Source organism: Streptomyces sp. NPDC029169, assembly GCF_055563935.1.
On sequence record NZ_JBVHXA010000007.1, the window covers coordinates 118,924 to 143,473 of the forward strand.

Annotated in this window: 19 protein-coding genes; 7 read left to right on the forward strand and 12 right to left on the reverse strand. The window is 68.9% G+C overall.

Annotation, left to right across the window (positions count from 1 at the left end; all coding sequences use genetic code 11):
• Positions 1 to 87: 87 nt before the first annotated feature.
• The 3 genes from ACZ4VI_RS15595 (at position 88) to ACZ4VI_RS15605 (ending at position 3,050) form a co-directional block, all read left to right on the forward strand.
• Complete coding sequence (locus tag ACZ4VI_RS15595) at positions 88 to 1,164, forward strand: ParA family protein (RefSeq protein ID WP_467999978.1); 1,077 nt, start codon at positions 88 to 90, stop codon at positions 1,162 to 1,164.
• Positions 1,161 to 2,267, forward strand: a complete 1,107-nt coding sequence (locus tag ACZ4VI_RS15600; protein WP_467999746.1) for a ParB/RepB/Spo0J family partition protein — start codon at positions 1,161 to 1,163, stop codon at positions 2,265 to 2,267. The genes ACZ4VI_RS15595 and ACZ4VI_RS15600 overlap by 4 nt, the downstream gene beginning before the upstream one ends.
• 165 nt (positions 2,268 to 2,432) lie before the next feature.
• Entirely contained in the window at positions 2,433 to 3,050 is a 618-nt protein-coding gene (locus tag ACZ4VI_RS15605) for a GNAT family N-acetyltransferase (RefSeq protein WP_467999747.1), read from the forward strand.
• A gap of 93 nt (positions 3,051 to 3,143) precedes the next feature.
• Here ACZ4VI_RS15605 and trxA read toward each other — a convergent pair whose 3' ends face one another.
• The 7 genes from trxA to ACZ4VI_RS15640 form a co-directional block, all read right to left on the reverse strand.
• Entirely contained in the window at positions 3,144 to 3,479 is a 336-nt protein-coding gene (trxA, locus tag ACZ4VI_RS15610) for a thioredoxin (protein WP_352187218.1), read from the reverse strand.
• Positions 3,480 to 3,526: 47 nt separating this feature from the next.
• Positions 3,527 to 4,492, reverse strand: coding sequence for a thioredoxin-disulfide reductase (gene trxB / locus ACZ4VI_RS15615; RefSeq protein ID WP_467999748.1), 966 nt, complete (start codon positions 4,490 to 4,492; stop codon positions 3,527 to 3,529).
• A gap of 126 nt (positions 4,493 to 4,618) precedes the next feature.
• Complete coding sequence (locus ACZ4VI_RS15620) at positions 4,619 to 5,533, reverse strand: hypothetical protein (RefSeq protein ID WP_467999749.1); 915 nt, start codon at positions 5,531 to 5,533, stop codon at positions 4,619 to 4,621.
• Positions 5,530 to 6,234, reverse strand: coding sequence for an RNA polymerase sigma factor SigM (sigM, locus tag ACZ4VI_RS15625; RefSeq protein WP_467999750.1), 705 nt, complete (start codon positions 6,232 to 6,234; stop codon positions 5,530 to 5,532). The genes ACZ4VI_RS15620 and sigM overlap by 4 nt, the downstream gene beginning before the upstream one ends.
• A 26-nt stretch (positions 6,235 to 6,260) precedes the next feature.
• Entirely contained in the window at positions 6,261 to 7,970 is a 1,710-nt protein-coding gene (locus ACZ4VI_RS15630; RefSeq protein WP_467999751.1) for a protein kinase family protein, read from the reverse strand.
• 117 nt (positions 7,971 to 8,087) lie between these two features.
• Positions 8,088 to 10,292, reverse strand: a complete 2,205-nt coding sequence (gene murJ, locus ACZ4VI_RS15635) for a murein biosynthesis integral membrane protein MurJ (protein ID WP_467999752.1) — start codon at positions 10,290 to 10,292, stop codon at positions 8,088 to 8,090.
• 45 nt (positions 10,293 to 10,337) lie between these two features.
• Positions 10,338 to 12,626, reverse strand: a complete 2,289-nt coding sequence (locus tag ACZ4VI_RS15640) for a DUF6049 family protein (protein WP_467999753.1) — start codon at positions 12,624 to 12,626, stop codon at positions 10,338 to 10,340.
• A 182-nt stretch (positions 12,627 to 12,808) separates the two neighbouring features.
• Here ACZ4VI_RS15640 and ACZ4VI_RS15645 point away from each other — a divergent pair, with 182 nt between their 5' ends.
• Positions 12,809 to 14,251, forward strand: a complete 1,443-nt coding sequence (locus ACZ4VI_RS15645) for a CCA tRNA nucleotidyltransferase (protein WP_467999754.1) — start codon at positions 12,809 to 12,811, stop codon at positions 14,249 to 14,251.
• Positions 14,252 to 14,325: 74 nt separating this feature from the next.
• Here ACZ4VI_RS15645 and ACZ4VI_RS15650 read toward each other — a convergent pair whose 3' ends face one another.
• The 3 genes from ACZ4VI_RS15650 to ACZ4VI_RS15660 form a co-directional block, all read right to left on the reverse strand.
• Positions 14,326 to 15,585 (reverse strand): MFS transporter, encoded by a 1,260-nt coding sequence (locus ACZ4VI_RS15650; RefSeq protein ID WP_467999755.1) that lies wholly within the window; start codon positions 15,583 to 15,585, stop codon positions 14,326 to 14,328.
• A 78-nt stretch (positions 15,586 to 15,663) separates the two neighbouring features.
• Positions 15,664 to 16,746 carry an inositol-3-phosphate synthase gene (locus tag ACZ4VI_RS15655; protein WP_137994552.1) on the reverse strand — a complete coding sequence of 361 codons (1,083 nt, stop codon included), beginning with the start codon at positions 16,744 to 16,746 and terminating at the stop codon, positions 15,664 to 15,666.
• A 48-nt stretch (positions 16,747 to 16,794) separates the two neighbouring features.
• Complete coding sequence (locus tag ACZ4VI_RS15660; RefSeq protein ID WP_467999756.1) at positions 16,795 to 17,484, reverse strand: PadR family transcriptional regulator; 690 nt, start codon at positions 17,482 to 17,484, stop codon at positions 16,795 to 16,797.
• Between the two features lie 530 nt (positions 17,485 to 18,014).
• Here ACZ4VI_RS15660 and ACZ4VI_RS15665 point away from each other — a divergent pair.
• The 3 genes from ACZ4VI_RS15665 (at position 18,015) to ACZ4VI_RS15675 (ending at position 22,198) form a co-directional block, all read left to right on the forward strand.
• Positions 18,015 to 18,194 (forward strand): hypothetical protein, encoded by a 180-nt coding sequence (locus tag ACZ4VI_RS15665; protein WP_467999993.1) that lies wholly within the window; start codon positions 18,015 to 18,017, stop codon positions 18,192 to 18,194.
• The gene (locus ACZ4VI_RS15670) at positions 18,191 to 20,551 is read left to right on the forward strand and encodes a transglycosylase domain-containing protein (protein ID WP_467999979.1); all 2,361 of its coding nucleotides are present in this window, start codon (positions 18,191 to 18,193) and stop codon (positions 20,549 to 20,551) included. The genes ACZ4VI_RS15665 and ACZ4VI_RS15670 overlap by 4 nt, the downstream gene beginning before the upstream one ends.
• 126 nt (positions 20,552 to 20,677) lie before the next feature.
• Positions 20,678 to 22,198, forward strand: coding sequence for a glycosyltransferase family 87 protein (locus ACZ4VI_RS15675; protein ID WP_467999757.1), 1,521 nt, complete (start codon positions 20,678 to 20,680; stop codon positions 22,196 to 22,198).
• A gap of 6 nt (positions 22,199 to 22,204) precedes the next feature.
• On the opposite strand, the gene ACZ4VI_RS15680 is transcribed toward ACZ4VI_RS15675, so the two are convergent.
• Both ACZ4VI_RS15680 and ACZ4VI_RS15685 read right to left on the reverse strand, forming a co-directional pair.
• Positions 22,205 to 23,236: an alanine racemase gene (locus ACZ4VI_RS15680; protein ID WP_467999758.1), complete on the reverse strand. Its 1,032-nt coding sequence runs from the start codon at positions 23,234 to 23,236 to the stop codon at positions 22,205 to 22,207.
• Between the two features lie 97 nt (positions 23,237 to 23,333).
• Positions 23,334 to 24,452 carry a lipid II:glycine glycyltransferase FemX gene (locus ACZ4VI_RS15685; protein WP_467999759.1) on the reverse strand — a complete coding sequence of 373 codons (1,119 nt, stop codon included), beginning with the start codon at positions 24,450 to 24,452 and terminating at the stop codon, positions 23,334 to 23,336.
• Between the last annotated feature and the right edge of the window lie 98 nt (positions 24,453 to 24,550).

The window sequence follows — 24,550 nt, forward strand, 5'->3', positions numbered from 1 at the left end:
AAACCACTCGCGAGGGGTATGGGATTGTCCACAGAGGTGGATTCATCCACAGAACCACGGGCCTCGCTGGTTCACGACCCCGAAAGCATGGCAGGCTCTGTTCATCGCGAGCCTGAAGCCGAGGAGAGTGAATCCTTGCGGTCCGACGCCAACATCGCGGGACCGATGACCGATCCGGTCCCCGGTCCCCGAACCGAATCGGCGGGGGAGGATGTTTCACGTGAAACACTGCCCCCGATGGACGACACCCCCATTGGTCGTGCTGCCCAACTGGCAGTAGAGGCGCTGGGGCGTGCCGGCGAGGGTCTTCCCCGGCCTGCCCAGACACGCGTCATGGTGGTGGCGAACCAGAAGGGTGGAGTGGGCAAGACGACCACGACGGTCAACCTTGCTGCTTCCCTGGCCCTGCATGGTGCCCGGGTTCTGGTCATCGACCTCGACCCGCAGGGCAACGCTTCGACGGCCCTGGGTATCGACCACCACGCCGAGGTTCCCTCGATCTATGACGTCCTCGTGGAGAGCAAGCCGCTCTCCGACGTGGTGCAGCCAGTCCGGGACGTCGAAGGTCTCTTCTGTGCCCCGGCCACCATCGATCTCGCCGGTGCGGAGATCGAGCTGGTGTCTCTGGTGGCGCGGGAGAGCCGGCTTCAGCGGGCGATCCAGGCGTATGAGCAGCCGCTGGACTACATCCTGATCGACTGCCCGCCCTCGCTCGGGCTGCTGACGGTCAACGCCCTGGTGGCGGGGGCCGAGGTGCTGATCCCGATCCAGTGCGAGTACTACGCGCTGGAGGGCCTGGGCCAGCTCCTGCGGAACGTCGACCTGGTGCGCGGGCATCTCAACCCGACGCTGCATGTCTCGACGATCCTCCTGACCATGTACGACGGCCGGACGAGGCTTGCCTCGCAGGTCGCCGACGAGGTGCGCAGCCACTTCGGCGAGGAGGTGCTGCGGACCAGCATCCCGAGGTCCGTGCGTATCTCCGAGGCGCCGAGCTACGGACAGACCGTCCTTACGTACGACCCGGGCTCCAGTGGTTCGCTGTCGTACCTTGAGGCGGCCCGTGAGATCGCGCTGCGGGGTGTCGGTATCCACTACGACCCGCAGCACACCCCCATGGGCCAGCAGAACAGCCAGCACAGCATGTCGGAGGGGATCCAGTGAGTGAGCGACGTAGAGGGTTGGGGCGTGGGCTCGGTGCCCTGATCCCCGCTGCTCCCCAGGAGCGACAGGTACCTGCGGTCGGTGTGGGGGCGGGGTCCGCCTCTCCCGGTGCCGTGCCGGCGCTGTCGTCGGACCGTGGGGTGGCTGCCGCGAAGGTGGCGACTCTTCCACAGAGCCCGCAGTCCCCGGACTCCGTGGTGCCGGTGGCCGAGGCCGATGTCGTGGTGGAAGCGGAGTCTCCGGCCGGTGCGCACTTCGCCGAGCTGCCGCTGGACTTCATCACGCCCAACCCGAAGCAGCCGCGTGAGGTCTTCGACGAGGACGCCCTGGCCGAGCTGGTCACCTCCATCAAGGAGGTCGGTCTGCTTCAGCCCGTCGTCGTACGGCAGCTGGGTGCCGAGCGCTACGAACTCATCATGGGTGAGCGCCGCTGGAGGGCGTGCCGAGAGGCCGGCCTGGAGCGCATCCCTGCGATCGTCCGGGCGACGGAGGACGAGAAGCTTCTCCTGGACGCGCTTCTGGAGAACCTCCACAGGGCGCAGTTGAACCCGCTGGAGGAGGCAGCCGCCTACGACCAGTTGCTCAAGGACTTCAACTGCACCCACGACCAGCTGGCCGACCGGATCGGGCGCTCGCGCCCGCAGGTCTCCAACACGCTGCGTCTGCTGCGTCTGTCTCCTCCGGTCCAGCGTCGCGTCGCCGCGGGTGTGCTCTCCGCCGGTCACGCGCGCGCTCTGCTCTCCGTGGAGGACCCGGAGACGCAGGACAAGCTGGCGTACCGGATCGTGGCCGAGGGGCTGTCGGTGCGTGCGGTCGAGGAGATCGTGACGCTGATGGGCTCCGAGCCCACCGCCACGACCAAGCCCAAGGGTCCGCGGGCTGGGGCTCGTCTCTCCCCGGCGCTGACGGATCTGGCCTCGCGGCTCTCGGACCGCTTCGAGACGCGGGTGAAGGTCGACCTGGGGCAGAAGAAGGGCAAGATCGTCGTCGAGTTCGCCTCGATAGAGGATCTGGACCGGATCCTCTCGACCCTGGCGCCCGGTGAGGGGCGTGTCATGGATCAGGGGAACTCCGAGCAGAGCGAGGAAGACGCCGAGGGCTGACCTCGGCTGGTACCTCAACGTCCCCAGGGCGGGCCGTGATCCGGTGAGAGCCGGAACACGGCCCGCCCTTTGCCTGCGTGCGGTATCGCCCTGATCGCCCCATGGATACGATTCTGGGAGGGCGTATTTCGTGCTGCGTTGGCCGTGGGAAGCGAGGGAACAGCCGTGGGGCGTCGGCTCGTACCGCTCACTCTGGACAATCTTCCGGATCTCCCGAAGCGATGTCGCTCCTGTGTGTTCTGGGAGCTCGACCCTGTGAGCGGCGAGGCCGCGGTGAAGGCGGGCCGGCCGGAGCTGGAGAAGGAGGCCTGGATCTCCGCGGTCCTGCTGGAGTGGGGATCCTGTGGCCGCGTGGTCTATGTCGACGAGGTGCCCGTGGGCTTCGTTCTGTACGCGCCGCCCGCTTATGTGCCGCGTTCCATGGCCTTCCCCACGAGTCCGGTCTCGGCGGACGCGGTCCAGTTGATGACGGCCTGGATCATGCCGGGGTATCAGGGGCAGGGGCTCGGCCGGATGATGGTGCAGACCGTCGCCAAGGATCTGCTGCGGCGCGGTTTCAAGGCGATCGAGGCCTTCGGGGATGCGCGGTGGAAGGAGCCGGCCTGTGTGCTGCCGGCCGACCATCTCACGGCGGTGGGGTTCAAGACCGTACGGCCGCACCCTACGTATCCACGGCTGAGGCTGGAGCTCCGGACGACGCTGTCGTGGAAGGAAGACGTGGAGCTGGCGCTGGACCGGCTGTTGGGCGCCGTCCAGAAGGAGCCGGCGCTGCGGCCGCTCTGAGCTGCTCTGAAGATCTGAGCCGCTCTGAAGAGACGACAACGGCCCCCCTCCATCCGGAGGGGGGCCGTTGGTGTTTCACGTGAAACAAGGTCGTCAGGCAGTGGCCTCGACGAAGCCCTCGAGGTCGCGGAGGAGCGCGGCCTTCGGCTTGGCACCGACGATGGTCTTCACGACCTCGCCGCCCTGGTAGACGTTGAGCGTCGGGATGGACATGACGCCGTACTTGGCGGCCGTGGCCGGGTTCTGGTCGATGTTGAGCTTCACGATCTCGATCTCGCCGTGCTCGGCAGCGATGGCCTCCAGCGACGGGGCGATCTGGCGGCACGGGCCGCACCACTCGGCCCAGAAGTCCACCAGGACGGGCTTGTCGCTCTTGAGGACGACCTCGTCGAAGTCGGCGTCGGTCACGTTCTTCAGGGTGCCGGCCACGGCAACCTCCCTTTAACTATGCGGGGTGTGAGTGGTGAGGATGGGGGTCAGACCGCAGGGGTCTCGGCGAGCTTCTCGCTGTCGGCGAGGGCGGCCAGGAAGCGCTCGGCGTCGAGCGCGGCGGAGCAGCCGGTGCCGGCGGCGGTGATCGCCTGGCGGTAGGTGTGGTCGACGACGTCACCGGCTGCGAAGACGCCGGGGAGGTTCGTGCGCGTCGACGGGGCGTCGACCTTGAGGTAGCCCTCTTCGTCCAGCTCCAGCTGGCCCTTGAAGAGCTCGGTGCGCGGGTCGTGGCCCACGGCGATGAAGAGACCGGTCACCGCCAGCTCGCTGGTCTCGCCCGTCTTGGTGTTGCGCAGGGTCAGGCTGGAGAGCTTCTGGTCTCCGTGGATCTCGGCGACCTCGCTGTCCCAGGCGAACTTGATCTTCGGGTCGGCGAAGGCACGGTCCTGCATCGCCTTCGAGGCGCGCAGGGAGTCCCGGCGGTGGACGATCGTGACGGACTTGGCGAAGCGCGAGAGGAAGGTGGCCTCCTCCATCGCGGTGTCGCCGCCGCCGACGACGGCGATGTCCTGGTCCTTGAAGAAGAACCCGTCGCAGGTGGCGCACCAGGAGACACCGCGACCAGAGAGCTCGTCCTCCTTGGGGAGGCCGAGCTTGCGGTGCTGGGAGCCGGTCGTGACGATGACGGCCTTCGCGCGGTGCACGGTGCCGGCGGTGTCCGTGACGGTCTTGATCTCGCCGTTGAGGTCCACGGCCACGATGTCGTCGGGCACCAGCTCGGCGCCGAAGCGCTCGGCCTGGGCGCGCATGTTGTCCATCAGGTCGGGGCCCATGATGCCGTCACGGAAGCCGGGGAAGTTCTCCACGTCGGTCGTGTTCATCAGCGCGCCACCAGCGGTGACGGCACCCTCGAAGACCAGCGGCTTCAGCGACGCTCGCGCCGTGTAGAGCGCAGCGGTGTAACCCGCGGGCCCGGAGCCGATGATGATCACGTTACGGACGTCGCTCACGGGTTTCTTCCTCGTCTCTGCAGACTGCCTACTGCCTACGGGGCGGTCATGTCGGTGACTCTCACCCCACCCAACGGATCCTACGGGGCGAGCATTCCCGAGACCGCCTCGCGGCACGGCGTGGAGTCAGGAGCGAGGGTAGGCGTGCGTGAGAAGAACCTCGGCCCTGTCCTGTCCCGCGTTGTCGGCGCAGGCGGCATCCAGGACATAGGCCTGGACATGGGTGCCCTCGGCGCCCTTGGGCAGGAGGACGAGATAGGCGGGCGTTCCCTGGTAGTCGCCCTTCTGGAAGGCGAGCACCGCGTCGGTGCGGCCGGTGCCTGCCTTGACGCATTCCGGCAGGGTCTCGGTCGCCCCCCGCCTTGTGGTGTCGCCCCCCTCGGCGGAGAACGATTCGGGCTGGGGCTCCTTGGGGGCCTTGAGGCTGTCTCCCTGGAGCATCTCCTGGACCTGGGCTTCCACCGGCCGGCCGTCGAACTGGCCGGGGGCGACACGGCTCGCGGCGGTGTCGGCCTTCTTGTCGGCAGAGTTGCTGCCCGTGAGCGTCTGCATGCCGCCCTGGGTGAGGAACAGACTCATGCCGAGCGCGGCGGCGCCAAAGGCGGCGCCGAGAGCCGCCATTCGGCGACGCCGGGTCCTGGGGCGACCGGGTCCCGTGGTGGCGCGAGGGTGGCCGGCGGGACGGTCCGCGGCCGGTGCGGGCACCGGGGCCGGAGACGCCTCGATGTGGCCACTCGTTGTTTCACGTGAAACATCGATGCCGAGGTCGGGGGTGGTGGCATTCAGCAGTGCTTCGGCGGCCAGGGCGGCATCGATGCGGCCGGCGATGTCGGCGGGGATGCGGGGCGGGCCGGGGAGGGTGCCGAGCAGCCCCCGGATCTCCTCCAGGGAGGTCCGTACGTCCGCGCAGAGGGAGCAGCCCTCGATGTGCCGCCGTACGGCTGCCGTACGGGACGGTGAGAGCAGCCCCTCGGTCAGGTCGGAGATCTCCGAGACGTCCGGGTGCTGTGCTGTGTCGGCCCTGCCGGTCGTGGAAGTCACGCGCGCCCACCTCCGCCCTTCACAGCAGCCGGCCCGTTCGGTCCGGTATCCGATGGCCCCGACACCGGTGGGACGGATGTCCCCGGCGTCCGGTTCCTTCCCCGGTCGGGGCCTTCGTTACCCACGGTGTCGGCGCGCAGATGGCTGAGCATCGGCAGCAGCCGGGCGCGCCCGCGCGAGCAGCGGCTCTTCACCGTTCCGGTGGGCACATCCAGGATCCGGGCTGCCTCCGCGACCGGGTAGCCCTGCATGTCCACGAGGACGAGGGCGGCCCGCTGGTCCGCGGGGAGCGTGGCGAGGGCCGCCAGCAGCTCACGGTGGAGGTCCTGGCGCTCGGCGGGGGCTTCGGCCGACTCGGCGGGTTCGAGGAGCTGCTCGAAGCGCGCGGTGTCGTCCATGGGCGAGGTCTTGCGCGAGGCAGCCTTGCGAGCGCGGTCGAGACAGGCGTTCACCGTGATGCGGTGGAGCCAGGTGGTGACGGCCGACTGGCCACGGAAGGTGTGCGCGGCCCGGAAGGCGGACACCAGGGCGTCCTGGAGGGCGTCTGCGGCCTCCTCACGGTCCCCCAGCGTCCGCAGCGCCACAGCCCACAGTCGATCGCGGTGGCGCCGCACGAGCTCACCGAAGGCGTCGGGATCGCCGGCGACATGGCGCGCCAGGAGTTCCTGGTCGCTGATCCCGCTGCCTATGGCTTCGTCCAACGGTGAGTCCCCTCCCCCGGATGCCGTCAGCTGGTGATCCTGATGTCCGTGATCTTGCCGCGGAAGTTGCCCTCGTCGCTGGCCGGCAGGTTCGTCAGCCAGACCAGAACGTAGCGCGTCGTCACCGGCTTCGTGGGCTTCAGCGTCACCTTCTCGCCGGAGCCCGAGGCCGCGACGGTGAAGCCGCCCGGTGTGTTCGGTGCGGACGCGGCGTCGGCCGGGGCGGTGCGCAGTTGCACGGAGGTGTGTCCCAGGAACGAGACATCGACCGAACCGACCTGCTGGGCCGTGCCCAGGTCGAGAACAAGGCCCACGCCTTCCTTCAGGCGACCGAAGTCGGCGCTGAAGTAACCGTCGGTGTTCCAGAAGCTGCTGGGATCGCCGTCGTAGGCGTTCTTTATCCCTTGGGGCTTCTCCGAGCCGTCGGCGCCGAGCGGATCGAAGTCCTGCGCGCCCACGATCGCGACCGGCTTGCCCGTCTCGGGTGCCTTCTCGTCCTCGGTGCTCTCCGGCTGAGTCGTCTGCGGGGTCTCGGTGGTGTTCTTCTGGTCGAGCAGCCGGTCCGCGATCTGCCAGCTGCCCAGGCCGAGCGCGGCGATGAGGAGCGCCGAGACGGCCCACTTCAGGGCCCTGCCGGTGCGGCTCTCCAGCGGCGCCGGGGGCGCGACCACGGGCTGGGTGGCCGCGACGCCCGGGCGGGGCTGGGGGCGGCCGTAGGTGCCCTGTTGGTAGGTCGTGCGCTGGTAGTCGGGCGGGGTGGGGAACTCGGGCTCCGGCGGGCGGATGCGGGGCATCGCCGCCACGGCCTTGGCGAGTTCGTCCGGGGTCGTGCAGGGCGGCTCCTGGCGGGAGGCGGTGGCGCCGTCGTTGGCGAGGGCGCGCATGGCGATCTCGGAAAGACCGCGGTGCACCCCGGCCCGTACCTGGTCGGGGGCGAGCAGGCCGACGCCCTTGGGGAGCCCGGAGAGGCCGTAGGCGTCGCTGTCGTACGGCCAGCGCTGGGTCAGGGCGGCGTAGAGCAGCGCGCCGATCGCCTCGGTGTCGGTGCGCTGGGGGCGCTCGGCGCTGATGCCGCGCAGTGCGGCGTTCACGGCCAGGCCACGGATCCGGTACTGGCCCGTGGAGCTGCGCAGTACGGCGCTGGGGGTGAGACGGAGGTGCGCCAGGCCTTCGCGGTGCGCGGCGGCCATGGCCTGGGAGACCTGGCTGACGAGCTGATAGGCGTCGTGCGGCTCCAGCGGTCCGGCGGCGAGCAGTGCCGTCAGCTCGGTGGAGTCCGGGAGCCACTCGTGCACGACGTACACGAGGTCGTTCTCCTCGACGGCGTCGAGGACCTGGACGAAGCGGGGGTCTCCGAGGAGCGCGGCGGAACGGGCCGCCGCGAGGACCGACCGGGCCCGTGGATGGTCGGCCGGCAGCAGATGGACGCCGACGGCACGCCGAAGTTTCTCGTCGACGGCACGCCAACTGCTGAAACCGTCCAGACGGGTGACGCACTCCTCCAGGCGGTAGCGTCTGGCCAGTTTGTGGCCGCTGTGCAGCTCGGGAGTCTCGATGGAGGGCTGCTCGCCGTTCTGCCGCTTACCGGCCTTGTCCTCTGCGACATCGGCAGACTTCTCCGCCGTGTCCTGCGCTTCCGCCACCCCGTCGGTCGCGGCCTTCTCCGCCTTGGCGGTCAGCGGGTCGTCACCGCTGTTGTCGGCCACGTCGACGGCAGCCGTGCTACGTTCCGCCACCGTCGTTCCTGCCTCCCCATCCGTTGCGCCACATCCAACAGCCATGCCAATTGTGCCCACAGTCGGCCGCTATGCACGACACGCGGCGGCCGACGATGGTTGTGCGGGAGCCGTTTTCTACCGTCCCAGGCGCCCACGGACCATACCGACCATGGAGTTCAGCTCCTCGATCCGCATGCGCTTGGCCGCCACGAAGAAGACACCGAGCAGTACCGCGCCGCCGACGAGCAGCGCCACGAGAGAGCCGAGAGCGTCCTCGCCGAGGGCCTTGAGCAGGCCGAAGCCGACGGCGCCGGCGACGATCGCGGCGGGCAGGGAGGCGAGGCAGAGGCGGGCATAGGTCCGCATGACGTGGGCGCCGTCCAGGTCGCCGCCGAGGCGGTTGCGCAGGCGCCGCCAGGCGACGCCGACGCCGACGGCGTAGGCCAGGCCGTAGGAGGCGGCCATGCCGACGACGGCCCACTGGGCGGGGAGTACGAAGTAACAGGCCGCCGAGGCAGCCGCGTTGACGGCGGCGACGATGACCGTGTTGTAGAACGGCGTCCGGGTGTCCTCGTAGGCGTAGAAGCCGCGCAGGACGACGTACTGGACCGAGTACGGGATGAGGCCGAGGCCGAAGGCCATCAGGATGAAGCCCATGCTCTGGGCGGCCTGGACGCCGCTGGAGGCGTAGAGCAGGGTGCACATCGGGACGCCGAGGGCCAGGAAGGCGAAGGCGACCGGGACGATCGCGACGGCGGAGTTCCGCAGGCCCTGCGAGATGTCGTCGCGGACGGCGCCGGGGTCGTCGTCGTGTGCGGCGCGGGAGATGCGGGGCAGCAGGGCGGCCATGACCGAGACGGTGATGATGGCCTGCGGCATGCCCCAGATCAGCTGGGCGTTGGAGTACGCGAGGAATCCGGCGCCGTTCTTGCCGGACGCCTCACCGGCCGCGGTGGCGAGCTGGGTCACGACCAGCACGCCCGCCTGGTTGGCGAGGACGAACAGCACGGTCCACTTGGCGAGTTTGACCGTCTTGCCGAGGCCGTGGCCCTTCCAGTCGAAGCGGGGTCGGAAGCGGAAGCCCGTCTCGCGGAGGTAGGGGATCATCGCCAGCGCCTGGACGACCAGGCCGAGCAGGGTGCCGATGCCGAGCAGGCGGATGCCGTCGTCGGGGATCGTCTGGACACCCATCTGGGATTCGGCGGAGGTGCCGTAGACCCAGATGAACAGGCCGAACGTGACGATCATGACAATGTTGTTGAGGACCGGGGTCCACATCATCGCGCCGAACTTGCCCCGGGCGTTGAGGATCTGACCCATCACCACATGCACGCCCATGAAGAAGATCGTGGGCAGGCAGTAGCGGGCGAAGGTCACGGCGACGCTGTTGGCCGCGGCGTCGTCGGCGATGGTGTTCGACATCAGCCGAATCAGCAGCGGCGCCGCGAAGACCGCGACGACCACGATCGCGCCGAGCGCCACCATGACCAGGGTCAGCAGCCGGTTGGCATAGGCCTCGCCGCCGTCCTCGTCGTTCTTCATCGAGCGGACGAGCTGCGGCACGAAGACCGAGTTGAGGCCGCCGCCGACGGTGAGGATGTAGATCATCGTCGGCAGGGTGTACGCGACGGTGAACGTGTCACCGAGGAGGGCGGCGCCGAGCGCGCCGGTGATCACGAGGCTGCGGACGAAGCCGGTGAGACGGGAGACCAGGGTGCCGGCCGCCATCACCGCGCTGGACTTGAGCAGCCCGGAGGCGCGGCCGGACTTCTTCGGTGCGGGAGCGGGCATCGGGTTCGGCTCCGGAGCGGGCGGGGGCACCTGGCCGGGGGTCTGCTGGTCCCGGTAGAGGTGGGCGAAGGCGTCCGGTTCGGGCTCCTCGTCGCCGGCCCGGGTCACGAGATCGTCCACGCCGGTGAACTGGACCGTGCGGGCGTCGTCGCCGTAGGGCAGATGGCGCGAGGGGCCGTCCGGTTCGGGCGCCGGGGTCTGTGCCCACACCCGCGGGTCCGGGGCGTGCTGGGGCGCCGCGGGTTGCTGGTAGAGCGGCTGCGGCTCCTGGTAGGTGCCCGGAGGCGGCGGGGGGTGCGCGGCGCGGTCGTAGAGCGCCTCGGTCACCGGGTCCTGCGCGGACAGGTCCCGCGCCTGGTAGGGGTCGTAGGCGTAGGCGTCCTGGACGTAGGGGTCCTGGGCGTACTGGTTCTGGGCGTACGGGTCTGGCGCGGGCTGCGGCGGCGGAGCCGGTGTCTGGCCGGAGCCCGGGGTCGCCGCGGGCGTTCCACCGGACGGCTCGGTGCCGCCCAGGCCCTGGCCGCGGTCACCGTCGTACGGCGCGTTCATGGTTACCCCACCTCATCGTCCCCGGCCGACCGGCCACGACATCGCTCAACGGTCCACCTTCTCACCCGGGCTGGACGGGTCGCCGCTTTCGGGACCGGTGTCCGGTGTCGGGTCACTCGGCTGCTCGGGATCGTCGCCCTCCGCGGCCTCCGCCTCGGCGTTTCGGGCCGCCGCGCGCTTGCGCTGGGTGTACATCCGGGCCCCGGCGAGGACGAGGAGCAGCACGCCGCCGGCGATGACGAGCATCACGGTCGGGGTGATCTCGGAGACCTTCACCGTGAAGGTCATCGGCTTCCCGTACGGTGTGCCGTCCTTGGTGAACAGCTGGGCCGTCATCGGCACCGGACCGTTGGCGTTGGCCGAGGCGGTGAACTTCACGGACTGGCTGTGGCCAGCGGCGATCTTGACCGGGAGTTCGGCGACGGGGTCGCCGCCGTTGAGCTTCAGGCGGGTCTTATTGCCGGAGGTCAGTCGCAGTACGAGGTGGTCCACGCCCTGCAGCAGCTTGTTCTGGACGGTCACCGGGATGGTGGCGCTGCGGCCGGAGAGCGTGAGGTCCGACTTCTCGACCAGCTGGACCTCTCGGGTGAGGCCCTTGAGGTACTGGTGCACCGTGATCCGGTACAGCGAGGAGGCGGGGGCCTGGCCGCGCCAGGAGGTGGACATCTCGCGGCTGATGGCGTTGCCGAACGGGGCCACCACGCGGTCGGGCAGGGTGAGGACGACCTTGAAGTCGTCCAGGTCCGCGCGCGTGTCCTTCATGTCACGGAAGGCCTCGACCGGAAGCTCCTGCTTGCGCAGCTGCTGCGGATAGCGGGAGGCTCCGGGCACCTTGGTGGTGGCGTCCGGGTCCGGCTTCACCGCGGCGGCCGCGATCAGATCGAGGGGCTCGGTCCAGCGACCGGCCGACAGTCCGCGCAGCGCGGTCGCCATGGTCTGCGCCTGCGTCGCGGTCGGCATCCGCTGCGGGGCGACCACGATGCTGCGCTGCTGGTCGGGCTGCTCCAGGGTGACCGCGAGCGACTGGGCCAGGAACTCCTGGACGGCGAGAGTCGAGTTTCCGGCGGGGAGCATGTCGCCCTCGAAGGCCGTCGAGAGGTAGGCGTCGCTGACGACGGCGGTGGTGCCGCCTCCGATGGGGCGCGCCGCCGTCGGGGTGTACGGGAGGTCGTCCTGGAAGCTGTCGCTGCGGGCGATCACCTTGCGGGCGCCGGCCGAGGTCGCGACATCCATGATCGCGGGGTCGACGGCCCCCGCCACGGGCCAGGAGAAGTCGGTGGACGGCTTCACATGGAGGATGGTCTCCACGGTCGTCCCGGCCAGCTCCGTCGCCGGCTGGAGGTGACTCAGCGAGCCGGGCACGTCCTTGCCGCGGTGAGCCAGCGACGCGATGTCCGGGTCGGCGAACGGCAGGGCGACGACCTTTCGCCCCACGACGGCCTTCTGCAGCTCGTTCAGCCACCGCTCGGCGACGGCCTGATTCCTGCCGGGCACCGTGCTCGTGCCGTCCTTGACCTGGTAGCTCTTCGTCATGGCGTCGACGGTGGCCAGCAGGTCCGGGTCGATGACCCACGTCACGGGGAGTTCCTTGCCCAGGGTGACCATGTGGTCCAGGCGTCCGCCGGGGGCGAGCTCGGCGGCGAGATCGTCGTTCTCGAAGACCGGCGTCTGCTGGTCGTCCGTGCCGGTCTCGGCCGAGACGTGGGCCGAGGAGATCAGCGGCCAGAGGTAGGTGAGCTGGGTCTTCTTCTCCGTCGCCTCGGGCTGGTACGGCAGGAAGGTCCGCTCGATCCCGAGTACGTGCGTCCCGGGCTGGGACGAGGTCTGGCCCGAGAGGGAGACGCCGAGCTGGTAGACGCCCTCCTCGTCGAGCCCGAGCTTGTCGACCGGGACCGAGAGCTTGAACTCCTGGCTGAGTCCGGCTGCCAGCTGCGGGATCTTGACCATGTAGCGGCCGCCGAGCGGGGACGGATCGCCGGCCGGCCGGAATCCGGTACGGCCCGAGACCTGCTCGATCTCGCTCCGGCTCGTCATCCGGGGGCCGACCCTGACGTCCACCGTGGCATCGGTGACCGTCTGCTTGCCCTGGTTGGTCACCGTCCCGGAGACGGTGATCGTGTCGCCCTCCACGGGGGCGCTCGGCGTGAGCGTGTCGAGAGACACATCGACGGTGCGCGAGCCGGTGCCGTTCCCGGCGGCCACGGCCGGTGGGGCCACCGCGCCCTGCAGGAGCCCGGCAAGAAGTGGCGCCCCGGCGAGGAGGGACGCCGTGCGTCGCAGCCATCGACGGGCAGGTGAGGGCAGGGTCCCCTGGATGTCTGCCGCCTCGGCCACGCGTTCGCCCATCCTCGTCGTCATCAGTGGTGCCGGTGGTTCCCCGTTGCTGTGTCCACGCATGGTAACGAGGCACGCTGGGAGCAAGTGCCGGGGACTGCTCCAGCCGATGGGGACGGGAAGCCGGCCCCGCGTCAAAACGGGGACGCTGCGGCTGGTCGGGGCACGTACCCTTTTCTGTTGTGCCGAACGCCAACGAAGACACCCCGACTGCACTGAGCCAGGTGCAACGCCGCGCGGTCAGTGAACTACTGCGTGTATCCCCTGTCGCCGACGACCTCGCCGTCCGTTTCCAGGAGGCAGGGTTCAGCCTCGCGCTGGTCGGTGGCTCGGTACGGGACGCGTTGCTCGGTCGGCTCGGCAATGACCTCGACTTCACGACCGACGCCCGGCCCGAGGACGTGCTGAAGATCGTCCGCCCGTGGGCCGACGCCGTCTGGGAGGTCGGGATCGCCTTCGGCACGGTCGGCTGCCAGAAGAGCGGCTACCAGATCGAGGTGACGACGTACCGCTCCGAGGCGTACGACCGCACCTCGCGCAAGCCCGAGGTCTCCTACGGCGACTCCATCGAGCAGGACCTCGTCCGGCGTGACTTCACCGTCAACGCCATGGCCGTCGCTCTGCCGGAGAAGGAGTTCATCGACCCGCACGGCGGCCTCGACGACCTTGCCGCGCAGATGCTGCGCACCCCTGGGACGCCGGAGGAGTCGTTCTCCGACGACCCGCTGCGCATGATGCGCGCCGCGCGCTTCGCGGCCCAGCTCGACTTCGAGGTGGCCCCTGAGGTCATCACGGCGATGACGGAGATGGCGGGCCGTCTGGAGATCGTCTCCGCCGAGCGGGTCCGTGACGAACTCAACAAGCTGCTGCTCTCCGCCCACCCCCGCAAGGGACTCGGTCTGCTCGTCGACACGGGGCTGGCCGCCCATGTCCTGCCGGAACTGCCGGCGCTGCGGCTCGAGAGCGACGAGCACCACCGGCACAAGGATGTCTACGAGCACTCCCTGACCGTCCTCGAGCAGGCGATCGACCTGGAGGAGGACGGGCCGGACCTCGTGCTGCGTCTCGCCGCGCTGCTGCACGACATCGGCAAGCCTCGTACGCGCCGCTTCGAGAAGGACGGCCGGGTCTCGTTCCACCACCACGAGGTGGTCGGCGCGAAGATGACGAAGAAGCGCATGACGGCGCTGAAGTACTCGAACGAGATGATCAAGGACGTTTCGCGTCTGGTGGAGCTGCATCTTCGCTTCCACGGATACGGGACCGGAGAATGGACCGACTCGGCCGTCCGCCGCTATGTGCGCGACGCGGGCCCTCTGCTCTCGCGACTGCACAAGCTGACCCGCTCGGACTGCACGACGCGGAACAAGCGCAAGGCCGGTGCTCTCTCCCGCGCCTATGACGGACTGGAAGACCGGATCGCTCAGCTCCAGGAGCAGGAGGAGCTGGACTCGATCCGGCCCGACCTGGACGGCAACCAGATCCAGGAGATCCTCGGTATCCGTCCCGGCCCGGCTGTCGGCCAGGCGTACAAGTTCCTGCTGGAGCTGCGTCTGGAGAACGGGCCGATGGAGCATGAGGCGGCTGTCGCGGCGCTCAAGGAGTGGTGGGCGAACCAGAGCTGAGCCGTGGCGGTCGATGTTTCACGTGAAACATCGACGAGTGGTGTGGAGGGAGGGGTGATGTTTCACGTGAAACATCACCCCTCCTGCCGTCGGCGCCCGAGCATGAACGCGGTCGCGGCGTAGAGGGCGGAGACCATCAGGACGACGGGGACGGACCGGCCGTCGGGCGGCAGCATCACCGCCGCGACCGCGGCCGCGCCCACGAAGGCGACGTTGAAGAGCATGTCGTACAGCGCGAAGACCCGGCCGCGGTAGGCGTCATCCACGGACGTCTGGACGACCGTGTCCGTCGCGATCTTGGCGCCCTGGGTGACGAGCCCGAGAAGGAAGGCTGCGATCAACAGAGGGATCTGCGCGAAGGGCAGCCCCAGGGCGGGTTCGAGCACGGCCGCCGAACCCGCGCACGCGGTCATCCAGCCGAAGGATCCGAGTCGCCCGATCCCCCAGGGCGAGACAAGGGCGGCCACGAAGAAGCCGGCCCCGGAGAAGGCGACGGCGAGCCCCAGCAGCGCGAGCCCTTCCGACTCCGTGGAGCTCCAGGCGTAGCGGCAGAGCATCAGCACGGTCACCGTGAGCGCGCCGTAGCAGAAGCGCATCAGCGTCACCGCTGCCAGAGCGCGGGCCGCGGGCCGCCGCTCGGCCAGATGGCGCAACCCCGCCAAGAGGCCACGGGCCGTCGAGGCGATGGCGGCGCCCAGCCGGGGCTGGACCACCTCAGGGTCGGGGCCGAGGAGTTCCCGGGACATCCGCAGGGTGGCGAGGGCGGAGCAGAGATAGAGGAGAGCGCCGAGCGCTACGACGGCGGCGTCGGAGTTCTCGGACAGGAGCCGCACCCCGAAGGCCAGCCCGCCTCCCACCGTTGCGGCCACCGTGCCGGCGGTCGGGGACAGGGAGTTGGCGACGACCAGCCGCTCGGCGTCCACGACGCGCGGCAGTGCTGCCGAGAGACCCGCGAGGACGAAGCGGTTGACGGCCGTCACCGACAGGGCGGAGGCGTAGAAGAGCCAGACGGGTGCGGAGGTCAGCATCAGCACGGCCGTGCCGGAGGCGAGGAGGGTCCGCAGCAGGTTGCCGTAGAGGAAGACCTGGCGGCGCTGCCAGCGGTCCAGGAGTACGCCGGCGAAGGGGCCGACGAGGGAGTACGGGAGGAGCAGCACGGCCATGGCGGAGGCGATGGCCTCGGGGGAGGCCTCCTTCTCGGGGGAGAACACGACGTACGTGGCCAGCGCCACCTGGTAGACGCCGTCGGCGCACTGGGAGAGCAGACGGACGGCGAGGAGACGGCGGAAGTTCGTCAGGCGCAGGAGTACGCGCAGATCACGTACGACGGGCATGGCAGCAAGACTCACATACGAAGAGGGCCCCCGGGCGAAAGACCGGGGACCCTCGATCGACGAAACTGGATCAGCGGATCAGCGCTCGACCTCGCCCTTGATGAACTTCTCGACGTTGGCGAAGGCCTCGTCGTCGAAGTACTGCACCGGCGGGCTCTTCATGAAGTACGAGGACGCGGAGAGGATCGGGCCACCGATACCCCGGTCCTTGGCGATCTTCGCGGCGCGCAGGGCGTCGATGATGACACCGGCCGAGTTCGGGGAGTCCCACACCTCGAGCTTGTACTCCAGGTTCAGCGGAACGTCACCGAAGGCGCGACCCTCGAGGCGGACGTAGGCCCACTTGCGGTCGTCCAGCCAGGCCACGTAGTCCGACGGGCCGATGTGGACGTTCTTCTCGCCCAGCTCGCGGTCGGGGATCTGCGAGGTGACGGCCTGGGTCTTCGAGATCTTCTTCGACTCGAGGCGGTCGCGCTCGAGCATGTTCTTGAAGTCCATGTTGCCGCCGACGTTGAGCTGCATGGTGCGCTCAAGACGGACACCGCGGTCCTCGAACAGCTTCGCCATCACACGGTGCGTGATGGTGGCGCCGACCTGGGACTTGATGTCGTCACCGACGATCGGGACACCGGCCTCGGTGAACTTGTCCGCCCACTCCTTGGTGCCGGCGATGAAGACCGGGAGGGCGTTGACGAAGGCGACCTTGGCGTCGATGGCGCACTGGGCGTAGAACTTCGCGGCGTCCTCGGAGCCCACGGGCAGGTAGCAGACGAGGACGTCGACCTGCTTGTCCTTGAGGACCTGCACGACGTCGACGGGAGCCTCGGCGGACTCCTCGATCGTCATGCGGTAGTACTTGCCGAGGCCGTCGAGGGTGTGACCACGCTGGACCGTGACGCCCGTGTTCGGGACGTCGCAGATCTTGATGGTGTTGTTCTCGCTGGCGCCGATGGCGTCGGAGAGGTCGAGGCCGACCTTCTTCGCGTCGACGTCGAACGCGGCGACGAACTCGACGTCACCGACGTGGTAGTCGCCGAACTGGACGTGCATCAGGCCGGGCACCTTGGTCGCCGGGTCGGCGTCCTTGTAGTACTCGACGCCCTGAACCAGCGAGGCGGCGCAGTTGCCCACGCCGACGATGGCTACGCGAACCGAACCCATTCCGGTTGCTCCCTGTGTGATCGTGGAAGCCCTGCGGGATGCAGGGATTCACTTGGCGGTGTCGTCGGACGGATCCGGCCGGGTACTGCCCCCGTGCCGGGGCAGGCCGCCCGTTTCTCCAGAATCGTTGTCGTGCTGAGCGGCGCCCTCGGGGGCGTCGGGGCCGGATCTCTGATCCCGTCCCGCCCGCTCGCTCTCGATGAGCTCGTTCAGCCAGCGCACTTCGCGCTCCACGGACTCCATTCCGTGGCGCTGCAGCTCAAGTGTGTAGTCGTCGAGGCGCTCGCGCGTGCGGGCCAGAGAGGCGCGCATCTTCTCCAGGCGCTCCTCCAGCCGGCTGCGGCGGCCTTCCAGGACCCGCATCCGCACATCGCGCTCGGTCTGACCGAAGAAGGCGAAGCGGGCGGCGAAGTGCTCGTCCTCCCAGGTGTCCGGGCCGGTGTGGGAGAGGAGCTCCTCGAAGTGCTCCTTACCTTCCGCCGTCAACCGGTAGACGATCTTGGCGCGGCGTCCCGCGAGGGAAGCGGCGAGCGCGTCCTCGGGGGCGCTGCCCGGCTCCTCGATCAACCAGCCGCTCGCGACCAGCGTCTTGAGGCAGGGATAGAGGGTCCCGTAGCTGAAGGCCCGGAAGATGCCCAGCGAGGTGTTGAGCCGCTTCCGCAGCTCGTATCCGTGCATCGGCGCTTCGCGGAGCAGACCGAGGACGGCGAACTCGAGGATTCCCGAGCGTCTGCTCATCCGTCCCCTCCTCCGCTCTCGGTCTCTTATGCCGCGCTGATGTATCGACTCGATACATCACGACGATAGAACGGACGCCCTGATGCGACAAGTGGGCCCACGGTGACCGGCGTCACATCGTCAATTCACAGCAAGCGACTTGCCTGATTTGGGGTGAAGTTCGGCCCTAGGTGGGTTTTGGCCGTGCGTAGTCTGTGCGGCATGCAGACCACCGGGAACCGAGCGACGCCGCAGGACGTCAGTGCTCCTGGTGATCGGCTGCGGTACGGAGGGGCTTCTGGTGAGGCCCGGCCGTACGCATTTCGGGGGGACCGGAACTCAACTGCCGCTTCCAGGCGTACGCGCCTGCCCGAGGAGTAGTCGTTCGATGAGCGAGCATCGTCGCAAAATGCCGCAGTCGCAGCCGCCGAGTGGCGGCCGCGCGGCGGCCCGGCGCGCTGCCCAGCAGCCCATGGGCCGCCGGTCCGCCCAGGGACGGGATGTCAGTACCGGCTCCCCTTCGTCTGGGTACGGAGAGGAGCGCCCCTACGGTGGACGGGCCGAGGCTCGTCGTGCAGCCCAGCGCGGAGGCCGTCGGCGTGCACCCGACGGCGGCGCGGGCGGCCACGGCGGTCACGGTGGCGGCCGCCGCGGTGGCGGGGGCGGCGGACAGGGCGGCGGCCCGGGTCGTGGTCGTGGGGGCGGCCGCCCGCCGGGCAGGAAGCGCCTGATCGACTACCCGCGGTACGACAAGTACGGCTGGCGTCGCTGGGTGCCCTCGTGGAAGTTCGTCTCGGGGCTCTGCCTGGCGTTCTTCGGCCTCCTGATGGGCGCGGCGACGATCGCGTACTCCCAGGTGGTGATCCCCAAGGAGGATCAGGCCGCCAAGGCGCAGAACAACGTGTACTACTGGTCCGACAATACGCAGATGGCCGCCACCGGTGGTGAGGTCAACCGGCAGATCATCGGCATCGACAAGATTCCGATGGCCATGCAGGAAGCGGTGATCTCGGCGGAGAACAAGACGTTCCGCACAGACTCCGGCATCGACCCCATGGGCATCGGTCGTGCCGTGTGGAACATGGCCAAGGGCGGCGAGACGCAGGGCGGCTCGACCATCACCCAGCAGTACGTGAAGAACAGCTTGCTCAACGACCAGCGGCAGACCTTGTCCCGCAAGGTCAAGGAGCTCTTCATCTCCATCAAGGTCGGTGCCGAGATGGATAAGCCCGCGATCATGCAGGGCTACCTGAACACGGCGTACTACGGGCGCGGCGCCTACGGCATCCAGGCAGCGGCCCGGACGTACTTCGGTAAGGACGCCCAGTACCTCAACCCGAGTGAGTGTGCCTTCCTCGCCTCGCTCCTCAAGGGCGCGACGTACTACGACCCTGCCGGCTCCACCGAGATCGACCCCAAGGCGACGCCGAAGGCGAACCTGGACCGCGCCACGGAGCGCTGGGAGTGGATCCTCAACGAGATGGTCAAGGACGGCCACCTCGAGCCGGCGGAGCGGGCGAAGTACCCGACCTTCCCCAAGGTGCAGCCGCCGAAGAAGAACGCCCAGCTGACCGGCCAGATCGGCTACCTGGTGAGCACGGCCAAGGCCAACTTCATCAACAAGAGCGACGTGACCGCGGACGACCTTGCCCTCGGCGGCTACGAGATCCACACGACCTTCGACAAGAAGAAGGTCAAGGCCCTCGAGGACTCCATCAAGAAGATCTACGACGGGTACATCGACCCCAAGAAGCGCCCCAAGACCGACACCCACGTCCAGTTCGGTGGTGCCTCGGTGAACCCGGAGACCGGGGCGATCGTCGCGATCTACGGTGGCACGGACGCGACGAAGCACTTCACGAACAACGCGGACGAGACCGGCGCCAAGGTCGGATCGACCTTCAAGCCCTTCGTCCTTGCGGCGGCCATGACCGACGGTGTGCGCGACCCCAAGAAGGACAGGGTGCAGGACGCCTCCACCCGGACCGTCATCGACCCCGACAAGACCTTCTACAGCGGCGTGGACGATTACAAGGTCAGGAACTTCGACGGCTCGGTGTGGCGGGACGAGAAGGGCAAGGAGTGGCTCCAGAACAACGATGAGAACGCGAGCTTCAAGAAGGTCGATCTCCGGCTGGCGATGATCAAGTCCCTCAACTCGCCCTATGTGCAGCTCGGCATGGACGTCGGCATCGACAAGGTCCGCGATGCAGCCCAGAAGGCGGGTCTCCTGGAGAACTCGCTGGTGAAGGGTGAGGTGCCGTCCTTCTCTCTCGGTATCTCCTCGCCGAGTGCGATCCGGATGGCCGGTTCCTACGCGACCTTCGCGAACAACGGAGAGCAGAACGACCCGTTCTCCGTCACCAAGGTCCTGCGGAACGGCAACCCCGTCTACGAGCACGAGGCCAAGCCGAAGCGCGCCTTCTCCACCGCCGTGGCCAGCAACATCACCGATGTCCTCAAGGACGTCGTGGTCAAGGGAACCGGTAAGAAGGCCAAGCTGGACGACCGTGAGGCGGCCGGCAAGACCGGTACGACCGACGGCAACGAGTCGGCCTGGTTCGTGGGCTACACCCCGCAGCTGTCGACGGCGATCGACATGTACCGCTTCGACGACGACGAGACCAAGAAGAACCGTAAGTTCGAGGAGATGTACGGCACGGGTGACCAGGAGAGGATCCACGGTTCCTCGTTCCCGTCCCAGATCTGGCACGACTACATGACCGAGGTGCACAAGGGCGTGACGCCCACGTCCTTCCCGGAGCCTGAGGAACTGGACCTCGACCCGGTCTTCGGTGGCGGTGTCCCCAGTCCCACCCCGACCCCGACGGAGACCCCGTCGCAGACCCCGTCGGCGACCGTGACCCCCTCGCAGACGCCTTCGTCGACGCCCACCAAGAAGCCGGACCCGGACAAGTCCTGTGACGTGTGGGACTGGTCGTGCAACAGCAACGGCGGCCAGGACGGTGGCCAGAACGGCGGCCCGACCGGGACACCGACGGCACCGACGACACCCACATCGCCGACACCGACGAACACCGACGACGGCGGAGGGAAACCCAACGGCGGAACCGGCTGGCTGGGCTAGCAACTGACCCGGCGGCCCCGCACGGCAAGGCCCTGAGGGCCGCCGTATCCGACACGTACCCACACGTACGGCGCCGGGTGCGGCGGCCCTCACCGTTTCTCAGGGACGTACGGCAGGATGTCCCCCATGCCGAGCCTCCACAAGACGAGTCCGCCGCAGGACCGGCCGCAGACCCAGGGGCTGGTGTGCCCCACCCATCGGGACGAGGTCGCCGCGGCGGGCAGCGAACTGATCGGCGGGCCCGTCGGCCGCCGGGCCCTGCTCGGCAGCGGGGCGCTCACCCCCGTGCGCGTGATCGCCTTGGTGGCCATCGGGATGTTTGCGCTCGGCATGGTGCAGAAGATCCCGTGTTACGACTGGGCCTGGTTCCGGGGGAGCACCTCGCAGTACACCCACGCCTGTTACTCCGACATCCCCCACCTTTTCGTCGGACGCGGGTTCGCCGAGGGTCTGGTGCCGTACTTCGACCGGCTGAGTGGCGACATAGAGTTCCTGGAGTACCCGGTCCTCACCGGTCTGTTCATGGAGGCCGCGGCCTGGCTCACGCCCGGTGGCAGTGATCTGGTGCACCGCGAGCAGATCTACTGGATGGTCAACGCGGGCATGCTGATGGTCTGCGCCGCCGTCATGGTCGTCTGCGTGGCCCGTACGCACCGCCGCCGCCCCTGGGACGGGCTCCTGGTCGCCCTGGCCCCCGCGTTCGCGCTCACCGCCACCATCAACTGGGATCTGCTGGCCGTGGCGCTGACCTCGGCCGCCGTGCTGATGTGGTCGCGCGGCCGTCCGCTCGCGTTCGGCATCCTGCTGGGCCTCGCGATCGCCGCCAAGTTCTATCCGTTCCTGCTCCTCTGGCCGCTGCTCCTGCTGTGCTGGCGGGCATGGCGCTGGCGGGAGTTCGGCGCGGCGCTGCTCGGTGGGGCCGGAGCGTGGCTCGTGGTGAACCTGCCGGTGATGCTGCTCGCGCCCGAGGGGTGGAAGCAGTTCTACACGTTCAACCAGGAGCGGAACGTCGACTTCGGCTCGCTGTGGCTGCTGATCAGCCAGCGCAGTGGTGAGCAGATCTCGCCCGACAGCGCCAACACGTACACGGCGGTGTTGATGCTGATCGTCGGCGCGGGCCTCGGTGTCCTGGCCCTGACGGCGCCCCGCCGGCCACGGTTCGTGCAGCTCGCTTTCCTGGTCGTGGCGGCGTTCGTGCTGACCAACAAGGTGTACTCGCCGCAGTACGTGCTGTGGCTCATCCCCCTCGCCGCCCTGGCCCGGCCGCGCTGGCGGGATTTCCTGATCTGGCAGGCGTGCGAGGTCATGTACTTCCTGGGCATCTGGATGTACCTGGCCTTCACCACCAGCGGCAACAAGCAGGGCCTGCCGACGGACGGCTACCACTTCGTGATCGTCCTGCACCTGCTCGGCACGCTGTACCTGTGCGCCGTGATCGTGCGCGACATCCTGGCGCCCGAACGGGACGTGGTCCGGCAGGACGGCTCGGACGATCCCTCCGGGGGCGTCCTGGACGGCGCTGAGGACGTTTTCGTACGGGGCAGGGCCGCCCACCCGGCCCGGCACGCGGCCCCGGCCGTGGAGGGGCCGCGCGTGGAGTGGGGAGTCCCCCGGGACGGAGCACCGCGGGACCCGCTGGGGCGCTAGTGGTGGCTAGCGCTCGACGAGCCGGTCGAACTGGGTCGTGGTGTGCCGCAGATGGGCGACCAGCTCGTCGCCGACCTTCGGCTCCTGGGCGTCGGCCGGCACGAACAGGATCGACACCTGCATGTGCGGCGGCTCGGCGAACCAGCGCTGCTTGCCGGCCCAGACGAACGGCGAGAGGTTCCGGTTGACGGTCGCCAGACCGGCTCGGGCCACGCCCTTCGCCCGCGGCATCACGCCGTGCATCGCCTTGGGGGCCTCCAGGCCCACCCCGTGCGAGGTACCGCCGGCCACGACCACCAGCCAGCCGTCGGAGGCGGCCTTCTGCTGGCGGTAGCCGAAGCGGTCGCCCTTGGCCACGCGGGTGACGTCCAGGACGGCGCCTCGGTATTCGGTGGCCTCGTGGTCGCCCAGCCAGAGCCGGGTGCCGATCCGGGCGCGGAACCGGGTCTGCGGGAACTGCTGCTGGAGCCGGGCCTGCTCCTCCGCCCGCAGATGGCTGACGAACATGGTGTGCAGCGGCAGGCGGGCGGCCCGCAGCCGGTCCATCCAGCCGATGACCTCCTCGACCGCGTCGGTGCCGTCCGTGCGGTCCAGGGGCAGGTGAAGGGCGAAGCCCTCCAGGCGGACGTCCTCGATGGCCGCGTGCAGCCGTCCCAGGTCCTCCTCGCCGATGCCGTGGCGCTTCATCGAGCTCATGCACTCGATGACCACCCGGGCGCCCACGAGGGCGTGCACGCCGTCCACGGACGACACGGAGCGGATCACGCGGTCCGGCAGCGGCACCGGCTCCTCGCCCCGCCGGAACGGGGTGAGGACGAGCAGGTCGCCGCCGAACCAGTCCTTGATCTTCGCGGCCTCGTACGTGGTGCCCACGGCCAGCATGTCCGAGCCGAACCGGGCGGCCTCATCGGCCAGCCGCTCATGGCCGAACCCGTAGCCATTGCCCTTGCAGACCGGGATCAGTCCGGGGAACTGGTCGATCACGGACTTCTGGTGCGCCCGCCAGCGCGCGGTGTCGACGTAGAGGGAGAGCGCCATGGCCGGCCCGGAACCTTTCTGGTGGCTGCGGTGTATCAAAGGTATGTACGAGACCTACGAGATTACGTACGAGATTACGGGCGGAACGCCCGGGCCGTCAGCGACGCGACATGTAGATGTCGAGCGCCTTGTGCAGGAGCTTGTTGAGCGGGAAGTCCCACTCGCCGACGTACTCCACGGCCTCGCCGCCCGTTCCCACCTTGAACTGGATGAGGCCGAAGAGGTGGTCGGTCTCGTCCAGCGAGTCCGAGATGCCCCGCAGGTCGTAGACGGTCGCGCCCATCGCATAGGCGTCGCGCAGCATCCGCCACTGCATCGCGTTCGAGGGCCGGACCTCGCGGCCGATGTTGTCGGAGGCTCCGTACGAGTACCAGACGTGGCCGCCGACGACGAGCATGGTGGCCGCCGACAGGTTCACACCGTCGTGGCGGGCGAAGTACAGCCGCATGCGGTTGGGGTCCTCGCTGTTGAGGACGGTCCACATGCGCTGGAAGTACGAGAGCGGGCGCGGGCGGAAGTGGTCGCGGACGGCCGTGATCTCGTACAGGCGCTGCCACTCGGCGAGGTCCTCGTAGCCGCCCTGGACGACCTCGACACCGGCCTTGTCGGCCTTCTTGATGTTGCGGCGCCACAGCTGGTTGAAGCCCTTGAGGACATCGTCGAGCGAGCGGTTCGCGAGCGGCACCTGGAAGACATAGCGGGGCTGGACGTCACCGAAGCCGGCGCCGCCGTCCTCGCCCTGCTGCCAGCCCATCTTCCGCAGCCGGTCGGCGACTTCGAAGGCACGCGGCTCGATGTGCGTGGCCTCGATGTCCTTCAGGCGCTTCACGTCCGGGTCCTGGATGCCGGACTTGATGGCGGCGGAATCCCAGCGCCGGATGACCACCGGCGGGCCCATCTTCACGGAGAAGGCACCCTGCTGCTTGAGATGCGCGAGCATCGGCTGCAGCCAGTCGTCGAGGTTCGGGGCGTACCAGTTGATGACCGGGCCCTCGGGCAGATAGGCCAGGTAGCGCTTGATCTTCGGCAGCTGGCGGTAGAGCACGAGGCCCGTGCCGACGAGCTCGCCGGACTTGTCGAACCAACCCAGGTTCTCCGAGCGCCACTCGGTCTTCACATCAGCCCACGCCGGGACCTGGCAGTGGCTCGCCGCGGGCTGGCTCTGGATGAATGCCAGATGCTGCTCACGGCTGATGGTCCTCAGGGTCAGGCTCATGCGGGGCGCTCCTCGGCAGGTGTGTCCCCATCGGTTCAGGGGCTCCGGCTCTCGCGCCGAAGCCTACTGTGACCGGGGAGCGCCCCGATGGGACGTGT